This is a genomic window from Pseudomonas sp. R1-1 (assembly GCF_051132135.1).
Lineage (GTDB): Bacteria > Pseudomonadota > Gammaproteobacteria > Pseudomonadales > Pseudomonadaceae > Aquipseudomonas.
Genome location: NZ_CP071663.1, coordinates 1046310 through 1066861 on the forward strand (window position 1 = coordinate 1046310; position 20552 = coordinate 1066861).

Sequence of the window (20552 nt, forward strand, 5' to 3'; positions counted from 1 at the left end):
AAGTTGTTGAAGAAATCTTCGAAAGCTTCTGAAAATAATCACTTGACAGTAAATGAGGCTGCTGTAGAATGCGCGCCTCGGTTGAGACGAAAGATCTTAACCAACCGCTCTTTAACAACTGAATCAAGCAATTCGTGTGGGTGCTTGTGGAGTCAGACTGATAGTCAACAAGATTATCAGCATCACAAGTTACTCCGCGAGAAATCAAAGATGTAACCAACGATTGCTGAGCCAAGTTTAGGGTTTCTTAAAAACCCAAAGATGTTTGAACTGAAGAGTTTGATCATGGCTCAGATTGAACGCTGGCGGCAGGCCTAACACATGCAAGTCGAGCGGATGAAAGGAGCTTGCTCCTGGATTCAGCGGCGGACGGGTGAGTAATGCCTAGGAATCTGCCTGGTAGTGGGGGACAACGTTTCGAAAGGAACGCTAATACCGCATACGTCCTACGGGAGAAAGCAGGGGACCTTCGGGCCTTGCGCTATCAGATGAGCCTAGGTCGGATTAGCTAGTTGGTGAGGTAATGGCTCACCAAGGCGACGATCCGTAACTGGTCTGAGAGGATGATCAGTCACACTGGAACTGAGACACGGTCCAGACTCCTACGGGAGGCAGCAGTGGGGAATATTGGACAATGGGCGAAAGCCTGATCCAGCCATGCCGCGTGTGTGAAGAAGGTCTTCGGATTGTAAAGCACTTTAAGTTGGGAGGAAGGGTTGTAGATTAATACTCTGCAATTTTGACGTTACCGACAGAATAAGCACCGGCTAACTCTGTGCCAGCAGCCGCGGTAATACAGAGGGTGCAAGCGTTAATCGGAATTACTGGGCGTAAAGCGCGCGTAGGTGGTTCGTTAAGTTGGATGTGAAATCCCCGGGCTCAACCTGGGAACTGCATTCAAAACTGTCGAGCTAGAGTATGGTAGAGGGTGGTGGAATTTCCTGTGTAGCGGTGAAATGCGTAGATATAGGAAGGAACACCAGTGGCGAAGGCGACCACCTGGACTGATACTGACACTGAGGTGCGAAAGCGTGGGGAGCAAACAGGATTAGATACCCTGGTAGTCCACGCCGTAAACGATGTCAACTAGCCGTTGGGAGCCTTGAGCTCTTAGTGGCGCAGCTAACGCATTAAGTTGACCGCCTGGGGAGTACGGCCGCAAGGTTAAAACTCAAATGAATTGACGGGGGCCCGCACAAGCGGTGGAGCATGTGGTTTAATTCGAAGCAACGCGAAGAACCTTACCAGGCCTTGACATCCAATGAACTTTCCAGAGATGGATTGGTGCCTTCGGGAACATTGAGACAGGTGCTGCATGGCTGTCGTCAGCTCGTGTCGTGAGATGTTGGGTTAAGTCCCGTAACGAGCGCAACCCTTGTCCTTAGTTACCAGCACGTTATGGTGGGCACTCTAAGGAGACTGCCGGTGACAAACCGGAGGAAGGTGGGGATGACGTCAAGTCATCATGGCCCTTACGGCCTGGGCTACACACGTGCTACAATGGTCGGTACAAAGGGTTGCCAAGCCGCGAGGTGGAGCTAATCCCATAAAACCGATCGTAGTCCGGATCGCAGTCTGCAACTCGACTGCGTGAAGTCGGAATCGCTAGTAATCGTGAATCAGAATGTCACGGTGAATACGTTCCCGGGCCTTGTACACACCGCCCGTCACACCATGGGAGTGGGTTGCACCAGAAGTAGCTAGTCTAACCTTCGGGAGGACGGTTACCACGGTGTGATTCATGACTGGGGTGAAGTCGTAACAAGGTAGCCGTAGGGGAACCTGCGGCTGGATCACCTCCTTAATCGACGACATCAGCTGCTCCATGAGCTCCCACACGAATTGCTTGATTCATTGAAGAAGACGAAAGAAGCAGCCCGAAATTGGGTCTGTAGCTCAGTTGGTTAGAGCGCACCCCTGATAAGGGTGAGGTCGGCAGTTCGAATCTGCCCAGACCCACCAATTTTGTGTGGGAAACGCCTGTAGAAATACGGGGCCATAGCTCAGCTGGGAGAGCGCCTGCCTTGCACGCAGGAGGTCAGCGGTTCGATCCCGCTTGGCTCCACCACTACTGCTTCTCTTGTATAAAGCTTAGAAATGAGCATTCCATCGTTGTGATGGTGAATGTTGATTTCTAGTCTTTGACTAGTTCGTTCTTTAAAAATTTGGGTATGTGATAGAAAGATAGACTGAACGTTACTTTCACTGGTAACGGATCAGGCTAAGGTAAAATTTGTGAGTTCTCTTAGTTGAGAAATTCGAATTTTCGGCGAATGTCGTCTTCACAGTATAACCAGATTGCTTGGGGTTATATGGTCAAGTGAAGAAGCGCATACGGTGGATGCCTTGGCAGTCAGAGGCGATGAAAGACGTGGTAGCCTGCGAAAAGCTTCGGGGAGTCGGCAAACAGACTTTGATCCGGAGATGTCTGAATGGGGGAACCCAGCCATCATAAGATGGTTATCTTGTACTGAATACATAGGTGCAAGAGGCGAACCAGGGGAACTGAAACATCTAAGTACCCTGAGGAAAAGAAATCAACCGAGATTCCCTTAGTAGTGGCGAGCGAACGGGGACTAGCCCTTAAGTTGATTTGAGATTAGCGGAACGCTCTGGAAAGTGCGGCCATAGTGGGTGATAGCCCTGTACGCGAAAATCTCTTGTCAATGAAATCGAGTAGGACGGAGCACGAGAAACTTTGTCTGAATATGGGGGGACCATCCTCCAAGGCTAAATACTACTGACTGACCGATAGTGAACTAGTACCGTGAGGGAAAGGCGAAAAGAACCCCGGAGAGGGGAGTGAAATAGATCCTGAAACCGTATGCGTACAAGCAGTGGGAGCCCACTTTGTTGGGTGACTGCGTACCTTTTGTATAATGGGTCAGCGACTTATTTTCAGTGGCGAGCTTAACCGAATAGGGGAGGCGTAGCGAAAGCGAGTCTTAATAGGGCGTCTAGTCGCTGGGAATAGACCCGAAACCGGGCGATCTATCCATGGGCAGGTTGAAGGTTAGGTAACACTGACTGGAGGACCGAACCGACTACCGTTGAAAAGTTAGCGGATGACCTGTGGATCGGAGTGAAAGGCTAATCAAGCTCGGAGATAGCTGGTTCTCCTCGAAAGCTATTTAGGTAGCGCCTCATGTATCACTGTAGGGGGTAGAGCACTGTTTCGGCTAGGGGGTCATCCCGACTTACCAAACCGATGCAAACTCCGAATACCTACAAGTGCCGAGCATGGGAGACACACGGCGGGTGCTAACGTCCGTCGTGAAAAGGGAAACAACCCAGACCGTCAGCTAAGGTCCCAAAGTTATGGTTAAGTGGGAAACGATGTGGGAAGGCTTAGACAGCTAGGAGGTTGGCTTAGAAGCAGCCACCCTTTAAAGAAAGCGTAATAGCTCACTAGTCGAGTCGGCCTGCGCGGAAGATGTAACGGGGCTCAAACCATACACCGAAGCTACGGGTATCACCTTCGGGTGATGCGGTAGAGGAGCGTTCTGTAAGCCTGTGAAGGTGAGTTGAGAAGCTTGCTGGAGGTATCAGAAGTGCGAATGCTGACATGAGTAACGACAATGGGTGTGAAAAACACCCACGCCGAAAGACCAAGGTTTCCTGCGCAACGTTAATCGACGCAGGGTTAGTCGGTCCCTAAGGCGAGGCTGAAAAGCGTAGTCGATGGAAAACAGGTTAATATTCCTGTACTTCTGGTTATTGCGATGGAGGGACGGAGAAGGCTAGGCCAGCTTGGCGTTGGTTGTCCAAGTTTAAGGTGGTAGGCTGAGATCTTAGGTAAATCCGGGATCTTAAGGCCGAGAGCTGATGACGAGTTACCCTTTGGGTGACGAAGTGGTTGATGCCATGCTTCCAAGAAAAGCTTCTAAGCTTCAGGTAACCAGGAACCGTACCCCAAACCGACACAGGTGGTTGGGTAGAGAATACCAAGGCGCTTGAGAGAACTCGGGTGAAGGAACTAGGCAAAATGGCACCGTAACTTCGGGAGAAGGTGCGCCGGTGAGGGTGAAGGACTTGCTCCGTAAGCTCATGCCGGTCGAAGATACCAGGCCGCTGCGACTGTTTATTAAAAACACAGCACTCTGCAAACACGAAAGTGGACGTATAGGGTGTGACGCCTGCCCGGTGCCGGAAGGTTAATTGATGGGGTTAGCTAACGCGAAGCTCTTGATCGAAGCCCCGGTAAACGGCGGCCGTAACTATAACGGTCCTAAGGTAGCGAAATTCCTTGTCGGGTAAGTTCCGACCTGCACGAATGGCGTAACGATGGCGGCGCTGTCTCCACCCGAGACTCAGTGAAATTGAAATCGCTGTGAAGATGCAGTGTATCCGCGGCTAGACGGAAAGACCCCGTGAACCTTTACTATAGCTTTGCACTGGACTTTGAATTTGCTTGTGTAGGATAGGTGGGAGGCTTTGAAGCGTGGACGCCAGTTCGCGTGGAGCCATCCTTGAAATACCACCCTGGCAACTTTGAGGTTCTAACTCAGGTCCGTTATCCGGATCGAGGACAGTGTATGGTGGGTAGTTTGACTGGGGCGGTCTCCTCCTAAAGAGTAACGGAGGAGTACGAAGGTGCGCTCAGACCGGTCGGAAATCGGTCGTAGAGTATAAAGGCAAAAGCGCGCTTGACTGCGAGACAGACACGTCGAGCAGGTACGAAAGTAGGTCTTAGTGATCCGGTGGTTCTGTATGGAAGGGCCATCGCTCAACGGATAAAAGGTACTCCGGGGATAACAGGCTGATACCGCCCAAGAGTTCATATCGACGGCGGTGTTTGGCACCTCGATGTCGGCTCATCACATCCTGGGGCTGAAGCCGGTCCCAAGGGTATGGCTGTTCGCCATTTAAAGTGGTACGCGAGCTGGGTTTAGAACGTCGTGAGACAGTTCGGTCCCTATCTGCCGTGGACGTTTGAGATTTGAGAGGGGCTGCTCCTAGTACGAGAGGACCGGAGTGGACGAACCTCTGGTGTTCCGGTTGTCACGCCAGTGGCATTGCCGGGTAGCTATGTTCGGGAAAGATAACCGCTGAAAGCATCTAAGCGGGAAACTTGCCTCAAGATGAGATCTCACTGGAACCTTGAGTTCCCTGAAGGGCCGTCGAAGACTACGACGTTGATAGGTTGGGTGTGTAAGCGCTGTGAGGCGTTGAGCTAACCAATACTAATTGCCCGTGAGGCTTGACCATATAACACCCAAGCAATTTGCGTCGAAGAGACCAGATTGCGGTGTGTGAAGACGAAACGAACCGAAAGTTCGATGTTCACAAAACACCGAAAGCTGTCACATACCCGATTTGCTGAAGCGAGGCCATCTGGTCACGACTCAGTACCCGAATTTCTTGACGACCATAGAGCGTTGGAACCACCTGATCCCATCCCGAACTCAGCAGTGAAACGATGCATCGCCGATGGTAGTGTGGGGTTTCCCCATGTGAGAGTAGGTCATCGTCAAGATTAAATTCCGAAACCCCAATTGCGAAAGCAGTTGGGGTTTTGTTTTGCCTGCGGGAAAGTTATTTGCGCGCAGTAACGAACAAATTTGCACAGTTATTTTCCAATCACAGCACTAGAATAGCCCCACCTTTTTCGGAGCCAGAGCCTGTATGTCAGAGCCGGTTGATGCCCCCGGGCTGTCAGAATTACCGCTGGAAGACCTGGTAGCCTGTCATGAGTGCGACCTGCTGATGCGCAAGCCTCAACTCGCTCACGGCGAGAAGGCCGTCTGCCCGCGTTGTGGTTACGAGTTGTACGCCCACCGCCATAACGTGGTGCAGCGCAGCCTTGCCTTGGTGATAGCTGCGCTGCTGTTGTATATCCCGGCAAACTTTTTACCCATCATGCAGCTCAATATCCTCGGCCAGTCCTCGCAAGACACCGTTTGGAGCGGTGTTGTGGGCCTGTTCAACACCGACATGCAGGGCGTTTCGATTGTCGTTTTCCTGTGCAGCATGGCCATACCGCTGCTGAAGCTGCTGTGCCAGTTATTCGTTTTACTGACGATCCAATTCAATTTCGGTCGCAGTTACGGCTTGCTGCTTTACCGCATTTACCACCACCTCAGAGACTGGGGAATGCTCGAGGTTTACCTCATGGGCGTGCTGGTGGCGATCGTCAAACTGGCAGATATGGCAGCGATTACTGTCGGCCTTGGCTTGGCGTGCTTTATCGGTTTGTTGCTCGTACAGGTCTGGCTGGAAGTGGTGATGTCACCGCATCAGATCTGGCAGGCGTTATCAGGAGAGAATGCCCATGCGGGCGATTGATGCTGGGATTCTGGTGTGCACCGAGTGCCACGAACTGAACAAGCAGGAAGCCGATACCGATGAGCAGACGTGCACCCGTTGCGGTGCGCTGGTACATGCCCGGCGTCCGAATAGCCTGACCCGAACCTGGGCGCTGCTGATCACCGCTGCGATCATTTATATCCCGGCCAATGTCCTGCCGATCATGACGGTCAGTTCTCTGGGGCAGGGCGATCCAAGCACGATCATGTCCGGGGTGATCCAGTTGGTGCAGCACGGCATGATTCCGATTGCAGCCGTGGTGTTCATCGCCAGCATTCTGGTGCCGACCTTCAAACTGGTTGGCATCGCGTTGCTGCTGTTTTCAGTGCAACGACGTCAACCGTTATCCGCGCGTCAACGCATCTGGATGTACCGCTTTATCGAATTCATCGGTCGCTGGTCGATGCTCGATATTTTTGTGATCGCCATTCTGGTGGCGGTCGTCAACTTCGGCCGACTCGCCAGTGTCGAAGCCAATCTTGGTGCCGTCGCCTTCGCCAGTGTGGTGATTCTGACGATGCTCGCCGCAGTAACTTTTGATCCCCGGCTGATCTGGGATAACACGGAGTCGGACGCCGACCATGACTGATTTGCCTGTAGCGAAAACCCGACCGGCCTCGAACTGGTCTGCCATCTGGGTGTTGCCTCTGATCGCGCTGGTCATCGGCGGCTGGCTTGGCTGGCGTGCCTACTCCGAAACCGGTATCGAAATCCAGGTTCGCTTTGAAAGCGGCGAGGGCATTCAGGCCAACAAGACTGAAGTGGTCTACAAAGGCATGTCGGTCGGTAAGGTCAAGGCGCTCAAGCTCGACGATGAAGGCAACTCGAAGGGCGTGATCGCCACCGTTGAGATGAACAAGGACGTCGAGCAGTATCTGAAGACCAGCACGCGGTTCTGGCTGGTCAAGCCGAGCGTGACCCTGGCCGGCATCACCGGTCTGGAAACGTTGGTGTCGGGTAACTACGTCGCTATCAGTCCGGGCGAAGGCGAGCCGACGCGCAAGTTCAAGGCGCTGGCCGAAGAGCCTCCGCTGTCTGACGCCAAGCCCGGCCTGCACCTGACCATCAAGGCTGACCGTCTCGGCTCGCTGAATCGCGGCAGCCCGGTGTTCTACAAACAGATTCAGGTGGGTCAGGTTAAAAGCTATTTGCTGTCGGAGGACCAGAGCACCGTTGAACTCAAGGTTTTCATCGAGCCGACCTACGCCAAACTGGTGCGCAAACACACGCGTTTCTGGAACGCCAGTGGCATCAGCATCGACGCCAACCTGTCCGGGGTGAAAGTGCGCAGCGAGTCGCTGGCCAGTATCGTCGCCGGCGGTATCGCCTTCGCCACACCAGAGAACCGCAAGGACAGCCCGCCGACCGATCCAAGCCTGCCGTTCCGTCTCTACGAAGACTTCGATGCGGCCGCAGCGGGGATCCGCGTCAAGGTCAAACTCAGCGATTTCGAAGGCCTGCAGGCCGGTCGCACACCGGTGATGTACAAAGGCATTCAGGTCGGCAACCTGAAAGCCCTCAAGGTCGATCCGGATCTGAACAGCGCTACTGCCGAGCTGACCCTCGATCCTCTGGCCGAAGATTATCTGGTCGACGGCACTCAGTTCTGGGTGGTCAAACCGTCGATTTCTCTGGCCGGTATTACCGGGCTGGAGGCGCTGGTCAAAGGTAACTACATCGCCGTGCGTCCGGGCGACAAAGGCGCGGCGCCGAAGCGTGAATTCGAAGCGCGACCGAAAGCGCCGCCACTCGACCTGCGTTCACCGGGCCTGCACCTGGTACTGTTCACCGATACCCTCGGTTCCATCGATGTCGGCAGTCCGATTCTGTACAAGCAGGTCAAGGTCGGTTCGGTGCAGAGCTACCAGTTTTCCAAGACCCGCAAGCAGCTGGTCATCGGCGTGCACATCGAGAAGGAATACGAAAGTCTGGTCAACGCCTCGACACGCTTCTGGAATGTCAGTGGCGTTACGCTGACCGGCGGTTTGACCGGCGGGATTCAGGTCAAGAGTGAGTCGCTGCAGACGCTGATGGCTGGCGGCATCGCCTTCGAGACGCCGCAGGCCAAGGCGCCGTTGCAGAAGCGTATTCCGCGTTTCCGCCTGTTCGCCAGTCACGACGAGGCCAACCAGAAGGGCGCCGTGGTCACTATCAAGGTTGATCGCGCGGATGGTCTGCGCAGCGGCACGCCGGTGCGCTTCAAAGGTCTGGACGTCGGCAAGATCGAAAGCGTCGACCTGACCGACGATCTGCAATCGGTCATCCTCACCGCACGCATTACCGAAGTGCCGGATAGGATCGCCCGGGTCGGCAGTCAGTTCTGGGTGGTCAAACCGGAGCTGGGCCTGATCAAGACCGAAAATCTGGAAACCCTGGTCACCGGTAAGTACATCGAGGTGCAGCCAGCGGCGAAGAACCTTGGCCCGCAGAAAAACTTTGTCGCCCTGGCTGAGGCTCCGGAAGTGACGAAGCAGGAAGCAGGTTTGAGTCTGGTATTGAGCGCGGCGCGCCGTGGCTCGCTGAAGCCGGGTGTGCCGGTCACCTATCGCGAAATCACCGTGGGCAAAGTCACCGGTTATGAGCTGGGCCAGACGGCTGACCGGGTACTGGTGCATATTCTGATCGAGCCGAAATACGCGCCGTTGGTGCGCAGTGGCAGCCGCTTCTGGAACACCAGTGGGGTCGGTTTTGATTACGGCTTGTTCAAAGGCGTGACGGTGCGCACTGAATCGCTGGAAACGCTGATTCAGGGCGGTATTGCTTTCGCCACGCCGGATGGAGAGCGCATGGGTAACCCGGCGCGGGCTGAGCAGACGTTCCCGTTGTTCGACAAGTTCGAGGATGAGTGGCTGACGTGGGCGCCGAAGATTTCGCTCGGTAAGTAAATCCTGCGGTGTCTGAAGTGGCGCCATCGCGAGCAGGCTCACTCCTACAGGGAAACGCATTCCAACTGTAGGAGTGAGCCTGCTCGCGATAGGGCCAGCCAATTCAGCACAAAACTCAAGCCATGAAAAAGGGCCGCGATCCCATCGGATCGCGGCCCTTTTTTGTTTTCAGTCAAAGCCGATCAAACCGCATCCAGCTCCGGCTCGTCTGCCTGAACATTCAGCGTGGCCTTCACCACATCATGGCGACGGATGTATTTCCAGTCCGCCTCATCGATGTAGATACCCGCCGGGCCGCTACCGCCCTCGAGGTCGATAGCAACACTGGCGCAGACCTGCGGCTTCACACTCGCCAGGATCGGCACGAAGCCCAGTTGCAGACTGGTTTCCAGCAATGCGGCCTGGTTCTTCTCGTCGATGTCCGCTGCCTCGTCGAGGTAGTACGGCAGGCGCACGCGGCCGGCCAGGTCACGGTCCATCAGGTGGAGCAACAAGTACATGTTGGTCAGCGCCTTGATGGTCATGGTCGTACCGTTGGACGCGGCGCCATCGATGTCGGTGTGGATCACCGGCTGACCGTTGACCTTGGTGATCTCGAAGGCCAGTTCGAACAAGTCCTTGAGGCCGAGCTGGTTGTGGTTCGCCGCCACCAGCCGTGCCAGATACTCCTTGGCCTCTTCGTTCTTGTTGTCCTGCTCGGCGCTCTGGCTCAGATCGAACACCGACAGGGTTTCGCCTTCTTCGTACTGCCCGGCGCTGTGGATGATCTGATCGATGTGCTTGAGCGCTTCCTTGTTCGGCGCGAGGACGATACGGAAGCTCTGCAGGTTGGAAACCTGACGCTTGTTGATCTCGCGGTTGAACAGCGCCAGTTGATGTTCGAGGCTGTCGTAGTCGCTGCGGATGTTGCGCAGGGTGCGTGCGATGTCGGTGACCGCCGCGCGGCGCGCCTTGCCCAGCGTAAGGGCTTCATCGGTGCGGTGCGCGTAAGCGTTGATCAGCAGCGAGAGGCGGCGCTCCATGTCGTCTTCGCTGTCGAACTTGGCCACGCCTTTGAGGCGCACCTGCGCATACAGCGCTTCGATCTGGCCATCGGCACGCAACAGGCCCTGCCAGCTGTCCTGATAGTCGTTGAGCAGCGGCAGCAAGTTGTCCATCGAGTCGTCGACCGGGTCCATGAACGGCGTGCCGAACGGCAGATCCGCCGGCAGCAACTGACGACGACGCAGGGCATCGTCGAGGGTGCGTTGCTTGGCTTCCATGTCGGCGATCTGCCGGCCAACCAGTTGCAGCTTGGCCGACAGTTGCTGGACGCGCTCGGTGAAGGCATCGCTGGAGCGCTTGAGTTCGTCCTGCGCGGCTTCCATCTGCGCCAGTTGCTCAAGCTTGTCGGCTTCTTCGGCGCTGAGGGTTTGCGTGCGGCGGAAATCTTCCAGCGCTTTCTGCGCGTCCAGCACTTGCTGGTACAACGCTTCGGTCTGGGTCTTGCTCGCGGCGCGGTCGGCGGCCACGGCTTGCTGGGTTTTCAGTTGCTTGAGTTCTTTTTCCAGACGCTCTTTCTGATCGCGCAGCGCGGCGCGGTCGGCCAGCGCTTGCAGGGCCGGCGGCTCGATGTGCGAGATGTCGATCGCCAGGCCCGGCACTTCGAAGCGCTCGCCTTTGAAGCCATCTAGAATCAGCTCGACCGATTTCACCCACTCGCCATTCTCGTCGAGGGTGATGCCATGTTCGCCCAGTGGCAGGCTGAACAGCGCGCTGTTGAACAGACGCATCAGGCGCTCGACGTCCTGTTGCGAGAATTCTTCGCGCAGACGGGCGTAGCTGTTGTTGTCGGCGTTATCGAGTTGCTGCTTCACCGACTTCAGACGTTTTTCCAGATCGCGCAGACGCTCTTCGAGATCTTCGGCGCTGAACTGCCGCGACTGTGCCAGCGCACCGGCCAGTTCGTCGTGGGCGTCTTTGGCGGCGAGCAATTGTTGCTCAAGCAGTTTGACGTCATCGACCAGCGCGAAGCGGTTCTTCAGCACCGACAGCTCGCCGAGCCAGAGCTGGATCCCGGAAATCTCCCGCTCCAGACGCATCAGTTCCTGAGTGCCGCCGCGCTGATCGTTTTGCAGGTCGTCCTGCTCGCGGCGGTAGTGCTCGGCTTGCAGGGTCAGCTCTTCCTTGCGCGCGGTAGCGTAGTCGGACCAGGTGCCAAGCAGCGAATCGAGCAGCGGCGACAGGCGATGCAATTTGCCACGCAATACGTCGCGCTGCTTTACGCCGTTGGCCAGTGCTTCAACCAACGGACCGGCGGCGACCAGCGAGTTGTAGTCCTGTTCCATGCGACGTACGTCGCGGAAGGCTTCTTCGCACGCGGCGATGTAATCGACGCTGCCGGAGCGCAGGCTGTGCTCAAAGGCATCGAGGAACAGCTGCTTGAGCTTGGCCGCAGTGATTTCGCGCATGTGCAGCAGGTTGATGAACAGCGCACGGAAGGTTTTCAGGCTTTGCTCGCTGGTCGAGCGCAACGGAATCAGCGTCAGGTCGAGCGGGATCGACGTGTGACCGCCGACCAGCAAACGACGCAGTTCGTCAGGCTTGAGTTCGTAGGCTTTCAGGCCTTCTTTCTCAAGGTTGTTGAACAGCTCTTTCTGGCGCAGGCAGGTGTCGTTTATCTGGTAATGGGCCAGGTCGAGTTTGCCGGCGTAGGCAAAGAACTGGTGACCGAAACCCCCGCCCGGGCCACGACCGACCACACCAATCACGTGCGGGCCGTGAGGCAGGTTAACTTCGACGAGGATGTAGCTGGTGTCGGAGGCGAAGTAGAAGCGCCGCGATTGCTCGAGGCTGTACTTGCCGAAACTCATGTCCGACATGCGCGCCAGAATCGGGAACTGCAAGGCGTTGATCGATGCCGACTTGCCGAGGTTGTTCGCGCCGTAAACCGATAGCGGTTCTTCCAGCGGGAACAGGCCGAGGCTGTAACCGGCGGTGTTCAAAAGGGCAAAGCGGCGGATGCCGTAGCGTTCCTGGCTCATGCGTCGGACTCCTGTTCTTCGGCAATGGCGCGGGCCAGTGCGTCTTCTTCGCTTTCTTCGGCAAACTCATTGAGATCCAGTGGATCGTCGGTTTCGAGGAATCTGGCTTCCGCCGCTTCGTCGATCAGCACTGGTGCCGGCAGCGGCAGCACGCTGTGCACGCTGGCCGCCAGGTCGCGGTCCTGCTGCACCGACAGGCACACATCGAGGAAACGGTGCATCGGCGGCAAGAAGCGGTACACGCCGTTTTCTTCGCCGGCGAAACCCAGTTGAGTCATGCGGCGCATGATCTTTTCTTCGAGTTCTTCAACGGTCTGCACTTCGGCCTGGATGAACAGGTCGCGATACTTGTCCAGCAGCGACGGCAGTTCTTCACGGCCGAGGCTGCCGCCGTCGAGGACGGCGATCGGGTCGCGGCCCTGATCAGCCAGATGCTCAACGAGGATGAAGGTGAACAACGCCAGACGCTGGGCGGTCTTGTTCACCGCCGCGGCGGCCATGTCCGGCACGAAGTAGTAGAAGCCACGGGTGTCGCAGACCAGTTCAAAGCCCAGCGCCTTGAACAGCGTGCGGTACTGGTCCTGGAAGTTCGACAGCTGAGTGTACAGCTCCGGGTCGCGGCGGCTGACGTGGTAACCCTTGAACAACTCGCGGAAGATCGGCGCCAGTTGCGACAGTTCGGAAAGATCAAGATGCATGAGGGATGCTCGCAGAATCCTCGGCGGCGGTGTCGCTGGCCGAGAGCAGGGCGAAGGAGCGCAGGCTGACCTGATGCTCGTGAGTGTGGTATTCGCGGCGTTCCAGACGCTCGCGCTTGAAGCGTTTTTCCCGCGACAGACGCGAGAACCAGTAGAGCAATTCGTCGGTGGCGCCGTCCGGTTCCTGCTCCAGCAGCCAGGTCATCAGATCCGGCATCGGCAGCGATTCTTCGCAGCGGTCGACCATTTCGCGCACGGTGCGCGGCGCACGCGGTGCATCGCCGGCCTTCTGGGTCTTGTGCGCCTTGGGGAAGCGCGCCGGTTTCGGCTCGAAACGCGCCAACGCATAGACGTAGGCTTCGACCTGACTGGCGCTGCCGAGGAAGGTGCTTTGCGGACGGGTGAACAATGGCATCGCCGCCTGTGGTACGGCGTCGATGCCTTTACGTCGGATCGCCGCCAGCGCCAATGCCGCGCCACGGGTTACGGCGTTGTGCCGACGTGCTTCTTCACGCAACGGCAGCAGCAGTTCGCGGGCGTGACGCAGAGTGAGCTGGGCGCTGGTCTGCATTTCGAGGATGCGCGCGTGGGTGCGCAGGAGCATGTCGTCATCGACCAGATGGCCGAGGCGCTGCTGTTCGCTGAGCATTTTCAGCAACACCGTTTCGACCTTGCGCACGCCTTGTTCAAAGGCGCCGTCGGCGTTGACCAGATCGATCATCGGCTCGACGTATTCGTCCCACGTCGCCAGTACTTCGGCGTAACGCTGACGCAACGGAATCTGCCGGTCGCTGGTCTTGGCGCGTTCGGCCACAGCGACCAGCGCCTGTTCGTCGTTATCGAGTTTCTTCAGCACGTCGCGCACGCGCATGTCGAGCAGGCGCAACTGGCGGGCGAGGTCGTTGCCGTCGCGTACTTCGAAAGCGTCCTGGATGTAACCGGCCAGACGTTCGAGGTGACGCAGGTAGGCTTCGATTTCCAGGCACAGGCCCAGCCGGTGTTCGCGGCGCAGGTAGGCAAGGAAGTCGTGGATCTGCGCGTTCAGCTCGAAACGGTTCGGGCTTTTCGCCACGGGCACCAGAATGTCGAGGCGAATCCACACGTCGAGCAGGCTGGTGATGTCCTGCGGCGTGCTGTCGAGTTGTTGGGCGGCCAGTTGCGTGCGCAGTTCGTTGAGGCTCAGGGTGCCTTGGTCGAAGTGCTCGCACAGTGGCTCCAGAAGTGCCCAGTGTTCAGCGAGGGCGCGCAAGACGCGCTTGGGTTCGATCATCGGAATGGCCGGCTGGTTGGCGATTAAAAGCCGCGATTGTACTGCATCGAAGCCGATGCGATTCACTCTCGGGACGGACTGCTGCCTTTCTTTTCAATCCAGTGCATCGATCAACAGCAGGCGATCTTGCGCGAAGGGCGGTAGAATCAGCGCACTTTCCGTTATCCACAAATGGCCGACCCTTGCTTATCGAGTCCCGCCGCCGCGCCTATTTGAACGCCATGCAGGTGGTCAACTGGCTGCCGCGCACCGAATTGCCTTTCGCCGCGCCGTCCCGGCCGGAGTTGCTGGACATGCCCGAGCCTGAGCTTGAAGTGACTGTCGCGCCGGCGCCTGAGGTCCAGGCATCGGTGCAGGCGGCAGTCGCGCGGCCGAGCGAACGGCCGAAAATCGAAGTGCCACGGCCTTCGCTGGCCAGCACCCGCAATGGTGCCAAACCGGTGGAAGAAGTCGACGCCACGCCAGTCGTCGCCAAACCCGCCCCGGTGCCGCCACCCCGTTTTGCCCTGCAATTGTTGCGCGCCGGGCGCTGCCTGCTGCTGGTCGAGTTACCCACAGGCGAAGCGTTCCAGAGCCGCGATCCGGCTTATCTGTTGCTCAAGGACATGCTGCGCGCCGCCGGTCTGCCGGATGCGCCGCAAATCGTCGGTGAGCCGGTGCGCTGGCCGTGGCTCAATCGCGGTACGCTGGATCAGGGCCCGGAAGCAGCGCGGGACTTCGTCCAGGGTTTCCTCTCGGTACAAATGGAAGCGGCACCCTGCGCCTGCCTCTGGCTGATCGGCCTGCCGGCCGTGCGCTTTGCCGGCGAAGCGGACGCCGAGGCGTTCAATCGTGAATTGCAGATCGAAGGTCTGGGCCCGGCCTGGGCGATTCCCGGGCTGGAATTGTTAATGGAAGAGCCGCAGCGCAAAGCCGCTGTGTGGCAAGCCATGCGTCGGCTGATGGCGCGCTGGAAAGAATCGAATGAGTGACGCGGTTACCTTTCGCCCGATGACCGAGGCGGATCTCGAGGCGGTGTTGAAAATCGAGTACGCCGCTTACAGCCATCCGTGGACCCGCGGGATTTTTCTCGACGGTCTCGGCAAATACCAGATCTGGCTGATGTTCGAAGGGCAGCAGCAGGTCGGGCATGGTGTGGTGCAGATCATTCTCGACGAGGCGCACCTGCTCAACATCACCGTCAAGCCTGAGAATCAGGGGCGTGGGCTGGGGCTGACGTTGCTGGAGCATCTGATGTCGCGGGCGTATGCGGCTGAAGCTCGGGAGTGTTTTCTCGAAGTGCGCGACAGCAATAAAGCGGCGTTCAAGCTTTACGAACGGTATGGCTTCAACGAGATTGGCCGGCGTCGGGATTATTATCCGGCGGTGGGTGGGCGTGAAGATGCGGTGGTCATGGCCTGCACCCTTGTTGACTGAAGCTTAAAAGCATCGCGAGCAGGCTCACTCCTACAATTTGGAATCCGTTCCCCTGTAGGAGTGAGCCTGCTCGCGATAGCGATTTATCAGGTGCCGCTGTTCAGCGCTTGCCATCCAGCGGATCCAGGTCCGCCAGTTCAGCTTCGTCCAGCCCGTCACCGCCGCCGATATCATCTTCACCGACCACGCTCAAATCCCAATCTGCCTGATTGCCCTCACCAATTTCTTCGGCATCGCGAGCGCCATCGTCGCGGATCAGCGTTTCCGGGCTCAAGTCGTCGTCAGTTGGCTGATGATCATCGACCGAGCCGCCGGTCAGACCTGCCTCTCGCACGCGTTCACCGGGCATCAACTGCTCGCGTTCGCGCTCAGGAATCTCATCACCGATCTTCGCGCTGGGCTCTTCGTCGTCGAAATCCAGCTCATGCACCGAACCCATGCGGTCTTCGTTATCATCGATGGGCTCCGGTTGCGCCGCATCGTAGGGGCGTCGTGAATCAGTCATGGCAAATCCTCATACTGTGGGCCTTACTTGGAGTGGACTCATCCGGCGCACGAGAATTCCAACGAAAACACTTTGCCCAACCGGCGTGACTCCGATGGGCGGTCGTCTATCAAACCAGCGCATCTTTCTTGAGGCCTTATCCATGCACGATTTACAAGACCTGATTGATAACAACGAGCGTTGGGCTGACGCGATCACCAAGGAAGACCCGGATTTCTTCGCCAAACTGGCGCGCCAGCAGACCCCCGAATACCTGTGGATCGGCTGTTCCGACGCGCGGGTGCCGGCCAACGAAATCGTTGGCATGCTGCCGGGCGATCTGTTCGTGCACCGCAACGTTGCCAATGTGGTGCTGCACACCGACCTCAATTGCCTGTCGGTGATCCAGTACGCCGTGGACGTGCTCAAGGTCAAACACATCCTCGTCACCGGCCACTATGGCTGCGGCGGTGTGCGCGCATCGATGCAGGACCGCCAGTTCGGTCTGATCGATGGCTGGCTGCGTTCGATCCGCGATCTGTACTACGAGAAACGCGAAGAACTTGCGAAGCTGGCGACTGAAGAAGAGCAGGTAGACCGCATGTGCGAACTCAACGTGATCCAGCAAGTGGCGAACGTCGCGCACACCAGCATCATCCAGAACGCCTGGCATCGCGGGCAGAGCCTGTCGATTCACGGCTGCATCTACGGCATCAAGGATGGCCGCTGGAAAAGTCTCAACACCACCATCAGTGGTTTCGAGCAACTGCCGCCGCAGTATCGCTTGCGCCCGATTGGCCCGGCGTAAAGCCGCTCAGCGCTGGCCCGATTGCCGCCAGCGCTGGAGAAAATGCAGGCCTTCCAGGCTTGGCGGTTGATCGTAACCGGTGATCCAGCCACGACAACGCGATGAGCCGCAACCGCAGGCAAACTGGCGCAACAGTTTGTCTTCGGTGGCGGCGTAATCGATGCTCAGATGCTCGCCGGGCTGAATGTCCTTGAGCGACCACAGCCACAACTCAGTCATGTCGAGGAACGCGTTCGGGTCGCAGGCGTGTTCGAGCAGTCCGCAAAAGCGTGGGTCGTACAGGTGAATGCCGCTGAGCAATTGCCGGGTCTGTCGGCAGCGATAGGGCAGCAATTGCCCGGAAACCCTGCACATTCGGTGTGTACCGAGAAAATCCCGGCGTGCAGCGATTGCCACCGGGTTGGCGTAGCGATCGTGAATGATCTCGAAGTCGGCACTGGAGGGAAACCCAAGACGCACGGGCAGGCCGGAGAAGGGGTAGATGCCTTCGGTATCGTGCGGGGCAGAGCCTGCCACGGCGTGGGTATGCATAATCATCCTTTGTCGCGCGGATGTGCGACGTTGCCGGGACGACGTCCTGTCGGCCCTTCTGGAAATCATGGATCCAATCTAGTGGTTTAGGTATAGCCGGTCTACTGTCAGATCTGACAGGCGAGAATCGCGTATTCCCGCGTCAGCCAAGGCTGACACGGGAACCCGATCGTTGTTTTTACAAGTGCGGAGCAGGAATGGCAGTCGTCGGCAGGGGCGCTTTCAATTGTTGCAGTTGCGTCTTGATCGGTGGGGTGGCGCATTTGGCTGCGGCTTGTTCCGCGGTCAGGTCGCGGATCGATGTGTAGAACAGTTCGCAGGTTTTGACTTTCTGCGTGACCTGCCAGGTCTGTGTGCAAGTGTTCAGCGTGGTTTGCGCGTTGCTGCCCGGTTTGCTGCCCATGCCGGCCTGCCAGCAGGCGGCGCTCAAATCCTGACCCATGACTTTCAGGCCCGCGGCATCGGCCTTGGCCTGCGCATCGTCGCCGGTGTAGCTCTTTGGATCAGCGGCATACCAGATGTAACTCGGATGGTTGGAACCGAGCACCGGCACCTGCACGCCCTCGCTCGGGCTGATGGTCGCCAGGCCCAATACGCTGACGGTCGGACCGTATTGCTGCTTGATCCAGTTACGCACCGGCGCACCGAACGCGACCATCGGCAGCGTCGTGCCGCTGGTGGTCTGGCTGAACTGTTTGACCAGCGTGGTCTGGTAGTCCTTGAAATAGTCGTACACGCCTTCCAGGTCGCTACCGGCATTGGACGGCGCGGCAATCGGGGCGATGTCGATGATGGTCTGATAAGCCGGCGTCTGCTCAGCGGGAATGCCATTGTCAGTGAGCAACGTCGCCCAGCGATCAGTGGTGTTGGAGCGCAAGTAATCCTGCGCCTGAGTCAGCGAATAATCCGGCGGGAAGTGCAGCAACTCGACGCTTTTGCGGTTTTCCAGGGCCATGCCCAGCGGCAGGAACAGATACCAGCTGTACGCCCATTTGCCATCGGCATTGAGCTTGCTGGCCCCGTTGTAAGCCAGATCTCCCGCATCGAGCAGCGCAGTCAGCGGTTTGTCGTAATCCTGCGGCACGCCAGTGATTTCGGCGTACAGCTGATCGTTGTCGGTCTTCACCAGCACCTTGGCGTCGGCATAACCATCGCGCTGCACGCTCTGGGTCAGGTAATGCGCAACGGTCTGCTCCAGCGTCCAGTTGCGGTAACAGATGACGTGACAATTATTGGGATAAGCGAAGAGGCGCGTGACGCGTTCGGTGCTGCCCAGTTTCAGGTCGACATCGGCGTGGGCGGCGGCGCTCAGCGTCAATGCGGTGAGGGCCAGTGCGGCGGGGGATAGTCCAGTGAATTTGTACATGCTCAGATCCTTTTCAGCGTGGGGTTCCCCGCAAGTGTCGGGGGCGCTTCATAGTGGATCAGCCGTGTGGCACAAAAAAGCGGGTCGGTACGGTTTTTTCAGCAAGCAGCGCAATAAATGTGGGGCCAGCCTGCTGGCGATAGCGGTATGTCAGGCAACACTGAAGTCGACTGATAGTTTGCTATCGCCAGCGGGCTGGCTCCCACAGTTGCAGCAGGCAGCTACTTGATGGCTACGGCATCACCGGCGGCGTATACGTCAATGTCGTCCCCAGCGCCCACAGCAGCACCAGCACCAGCGGCGTATGCACCAGCAGTTGCACGAACGAGAAGCCGATCAGATCCCGAGCCTTCAGCCCGAGTACGCCGAGCAGCGGCAGCATGTAGAACGGGTTGATCAGGTTCGGCAGTGCTTCGGCGGCGTTGTAGATCTGCACGGCCCAGCCGAGGTGGTACTGCAAGTCGTTGGCGACCTGCATCACGTACGGCGCTTCGATGATCCACTTGCCGCCGCCCGACGGAATGAAAAAGCCCAGAATCGCCGAGTAGACGCCCATCAGCAGCGCATAGGTGTCGTGCGAGGCGATGCTGACGAAGAACGTCGAAATGTGGTGCGCCAGAGTCTGCGCATCCGCGCCTTTGACCGTGGTCATCAACGCGGCGATCGAGCCGTACAGCGGAAACTGGATCAGCACGCCGGTGGTGGTCGGCACCGCGCGGGCCACCGCATCGAGAAAGCTGCGCGGGCGCCAGTGCAGCAGGGCGCCGAGCATGATGAACAGGAAGTTGTAGGTATTGAGCCCGGAAATCGCAGTGATCGCCGGTTTGCTGGAAAATTCATGGAACAACCATCCCGCCGCCAGCAGCACCAGCACGATGATCAACAGCGGGCTGTGTTCCAGCCATTCGCCTGGTCGTGTGCGCGGTTGCAGCGGTGGCAGGTTGAACGCCGGGTCGATGCCGCAGGCCTTCGCGTCGCGCGCCGAGTTCGGGCCGGGTGCGGTGGCGTAAGCGATGATGATCGAGATCACAATCAGCGCCAGCAACATTACGCCCGACTGCCAGAGGAAAATGGTTTCGGTGAACGGAATCACCCCGGTGATCGACAGAATCGATGGCGGCAGACTGGCAGGGTTGGCCTGCAGTTGTGCGGCGGACGAGGACAAACCCAGCGCCCACACCGCGCCAAGGCCTAGATACGCTGCGGCGCCAGCGGCGCGGTAATCCATTTTCAGGTCGGTACGGCGGGCGAGGGCGCGCACCAACAAACCGCCGAAGACCAACGACAGGCCCCAGTTGAGCAAGGACGCGACCATCGAGATCAATGCGACCCAGGCCACGGCGGAGCGGCCATTTTTCGGGATTCGCGCCAGTCGGTCGATCAGTTTGACCGCGGGCGGCGAGCTGGCAACCACGTAGCCGCCGATCACCACGAAGGCCATTTGCATGGTGAACGGAATCAGGCTCCAGAAACCGTCGCCGAAGGCCATCGCTGCCGCGGTGGGTTTGGCACCCATGGCCAGCGTGGCGAGGGCAACGATAATGACAGCCAGCGCGGCGAATACCCAGGAATCGGGAAACCAGCGTTCGGCAAAACTGGAACAGCGCAGGGCAAAACGCGCAGAGCGGCTATCTTCGATATCAACGGCCACGGGGAGTACCTCGGTGTTTTATGGTTATTTTGATCTGACAGGCGAAACACAAATCCCTTGTAGGAGTGAGCCTGCTCGCGATAGCGCAATCACATTCAACACATTCAGTGACTG

Annotated in this window: 13 protein-coding genes, 2 tRNA genes and 3 rRNA genes; 11 read left to right on the forward strand and 7 right to left on the reverse strand. The window is 57.9% G+C overall.

Translation table 11 applies throughout. The annotated features are described in order from the left end of the window. The first annotated feature begins 267 nt into the window (after positions 1-267). The 8 genes from J3P75_RS04910 (at position 268) to J3P75_RS04945 (ending at position 9191) form a co-directional block, all read left to right on the forward strand. Positions 268-1804, forward strand: a 16S ribosomal RNA gene (locus tag J3P75_RS04910). A gap of 81 nt (positions 1805-1885) precedes the next feature. After that, positions 1886-1962: transfer RNA gene (locus J3P75_RS04915), tRNA-Ile, on the forward strand. A gap of 30 nt (positions 1963-1992) precedes the next feature. Beyond that, positions 1993-2068 (forward strand) — tRNA-Ala (locus tag J3P75_RS04920). A gap of 246 nt (positions 2069-2314) precedes the next feature. Then, positions 2315-5208: ribosomal RNA gene (locus J3P75_RS04925) — 23S ribosomal RNA — on the forward strand. Between the two features lie 152 nt (positions 5209-5360). Continuing rightward, positions 5361-5476: ribosomal RNA gene (gene rrf / locus J3P75_RS04930) — 5S ribosomal RNA — on the forward strand. The 16S, 23S and 5S rRNA genes sit together here with 2 tRNA genes alongside, the layout of an rRNA operon. Before the next feature lie 149 nt (positions 5477-5625). Then, positions 5626-6285 carry a paraquat-inducible protein A gene (locus tag J3P75_RS04935; RefSeq protein ID WP_434709497.1) on the forward strand — a complete coding sequence of 220 codons (660 nt, stop codon included), beginning with the start codon at positions 5626-5628 and terminating at the stop codon, positions 6283-6285. Then, positions 6272-6895, forward strand: coding sequence for a paraquat-inducible protein A (locus J3P75_RS04940; RefSeq protein ID WP_258448001.1), 624 nt, complete (start codon positions 6272-6274; stop codon positions 6893-6895). The genes J3P75_RS04935 and J3P75_RS04940 overlap by 14 nt, the downstream gene beginning before the upstream one ends. Then, positions 6888-9191 carry an intermembrane transport protein PqiB gene (locus tag J3P75_RS04945; RefSeq protein WP_434709498.1) on the forward strand — a complete coding sequence of 768 codons (2304 nt, stop codon included), beginning with the start codon at positions 6888-6890 and terminating at the stop codon, positions 9189-9191. Before J3P75_RS04940 ends, J3P75_RS04945 begins: the two co-directional genes overlap by 8 nt. A gap of 182 nt (positions 9192-9373) precedes the next feature. On the opposite strand, the gene mksF is transcribed toward J3P75_RS04945, so the two are convergent. From mksF to mksB, 3 genes are read right to left on the reverse strand one after another with little or no spacing between them, the layout of a single operon-like run. Then, positions 9374-12214, reverse strand: a complete 2841-nt coding sequence (mksF, locus tag J3P75_RS04950) for an Mks condensin complex protein MksF (RefSeq protein WP_434709499.1) — start codon at positions 12212-12214, stop codon at positions 9374-9376. After that, positions 12211-12912, reverse strand: coding sequence for an Mks condensin complex protein MksE (gene mksE, locus J3P75_RS04955; protein WP_434709500.1), 702 nt, complete (start codon positions 12910-12912; stop codon positions 12211-12213). Before mksE ends, mksF begins: the two co-directional genes overlap by 4 nt. Beyond that, on the reverse strand, positions 12902-14182 hold the full coding sequence (mksB, locus tag J3P75_RS04960; protein WP_208939763.1) for an Mks condensin complex protein MksB: 1281 nt from the start codon (positions 14180-14182) through the stop codon (positions 12902-12904). The genes mksE and mksB overlap by 11 nt, the downstream gene beginning before the upstream one ends. Before the next feature lie 221 nt (positions 14183-14403). On the opposite strand from mksB, the gene J3P75_RS04965 reads away from it, so the two are divergent. Then, entirely contained in the window at positions 14404-15153 is a 750-nt protein-coding gene (locus J3P75_RS04965) for an energy transducer TonB (protein WP_434711207.1), read from the forward strand. Further along, entirely contained in the window at positions 15146-15598 is a 453-nt protein-coding gene (rimI, locus tag J3P75_RS04970; RefSeq protein WP_434709502.1) for a ribosomal protein S18-alanine N-acetyltransferase, read from the forward strand. Before J3P75_RS04965 ends, rimI begins: the two co-directional genes overlap by 8 nt. 100 nt (positions 15599-15698) lie before the next feature. On the opposite strand, the gene J3P75_RS04975 is transcribed toward rimI, so the two are convergent. Further along, positions 15699-16103, reverse strand: a complete 405-nt coding sequence (locus J3P75_RS04975; RefSeq protein ID WP_434709503.1) for a serine kinase/phosphatase — start codon at positions 16101-16103, stop codon at positions 15699-15701. Positions 16104-16245: 142 nt separating this feature from the next. Between J3P75_RS04975 and can the strand changes: the two genes are divergently transcribed. After that, a complete protein-coding gene (gene can / locus J3P75_RS04980; protein WP_208939766.1) occupies positions 16246-16890 on the forward strand; it encodes a carbonate dehydratase in 645 nt (214 codons plus the stop codon). Between the two features lie 6 nt (positions 16891-16896). Here the strand turns inward: can and J3P75_RS04985 are convergent, their stop codons facing one another. The 3 genes from J3P75_RS04985 to J3P75_RS04995 form a co-directional block, all read right to left on the reverse strand. After that, a complete protein-coding gene (locus J3P75_RS04985; protein WP_434709504.1) occupies positions 16897-17421 on the reverse strand; it encodes an SET domain-containing protein-lysine N-methyltransferase in 525 nt (174 codons plus the stop codon). 178 nt (positions 17422-17599) lie between these two features. Next, positions 17600-18787, reverse strand: coding sequence for a hypothetical protein (locus J3P75_RS04990; RefSeq protein WP_434709505.1), 1188 nt, complete (start codon positions 18785-18787; stop codon positions 17600-17602). A 232-nt stretch (positions 18788-19019) separates the two neighbouring features. After that, a complete protein-coding gene (locus J3P75_RS04995; RefSeq protein ID WP_434709506.1) occupies positions 19020-20438 on the reverse strand; it encodes a short-chain fatty acid transporter in 1419 nt (472 codons plus the stop codon). Between the last annotated feature and the right edge of the window lie 114 nt (positions 20439-20552).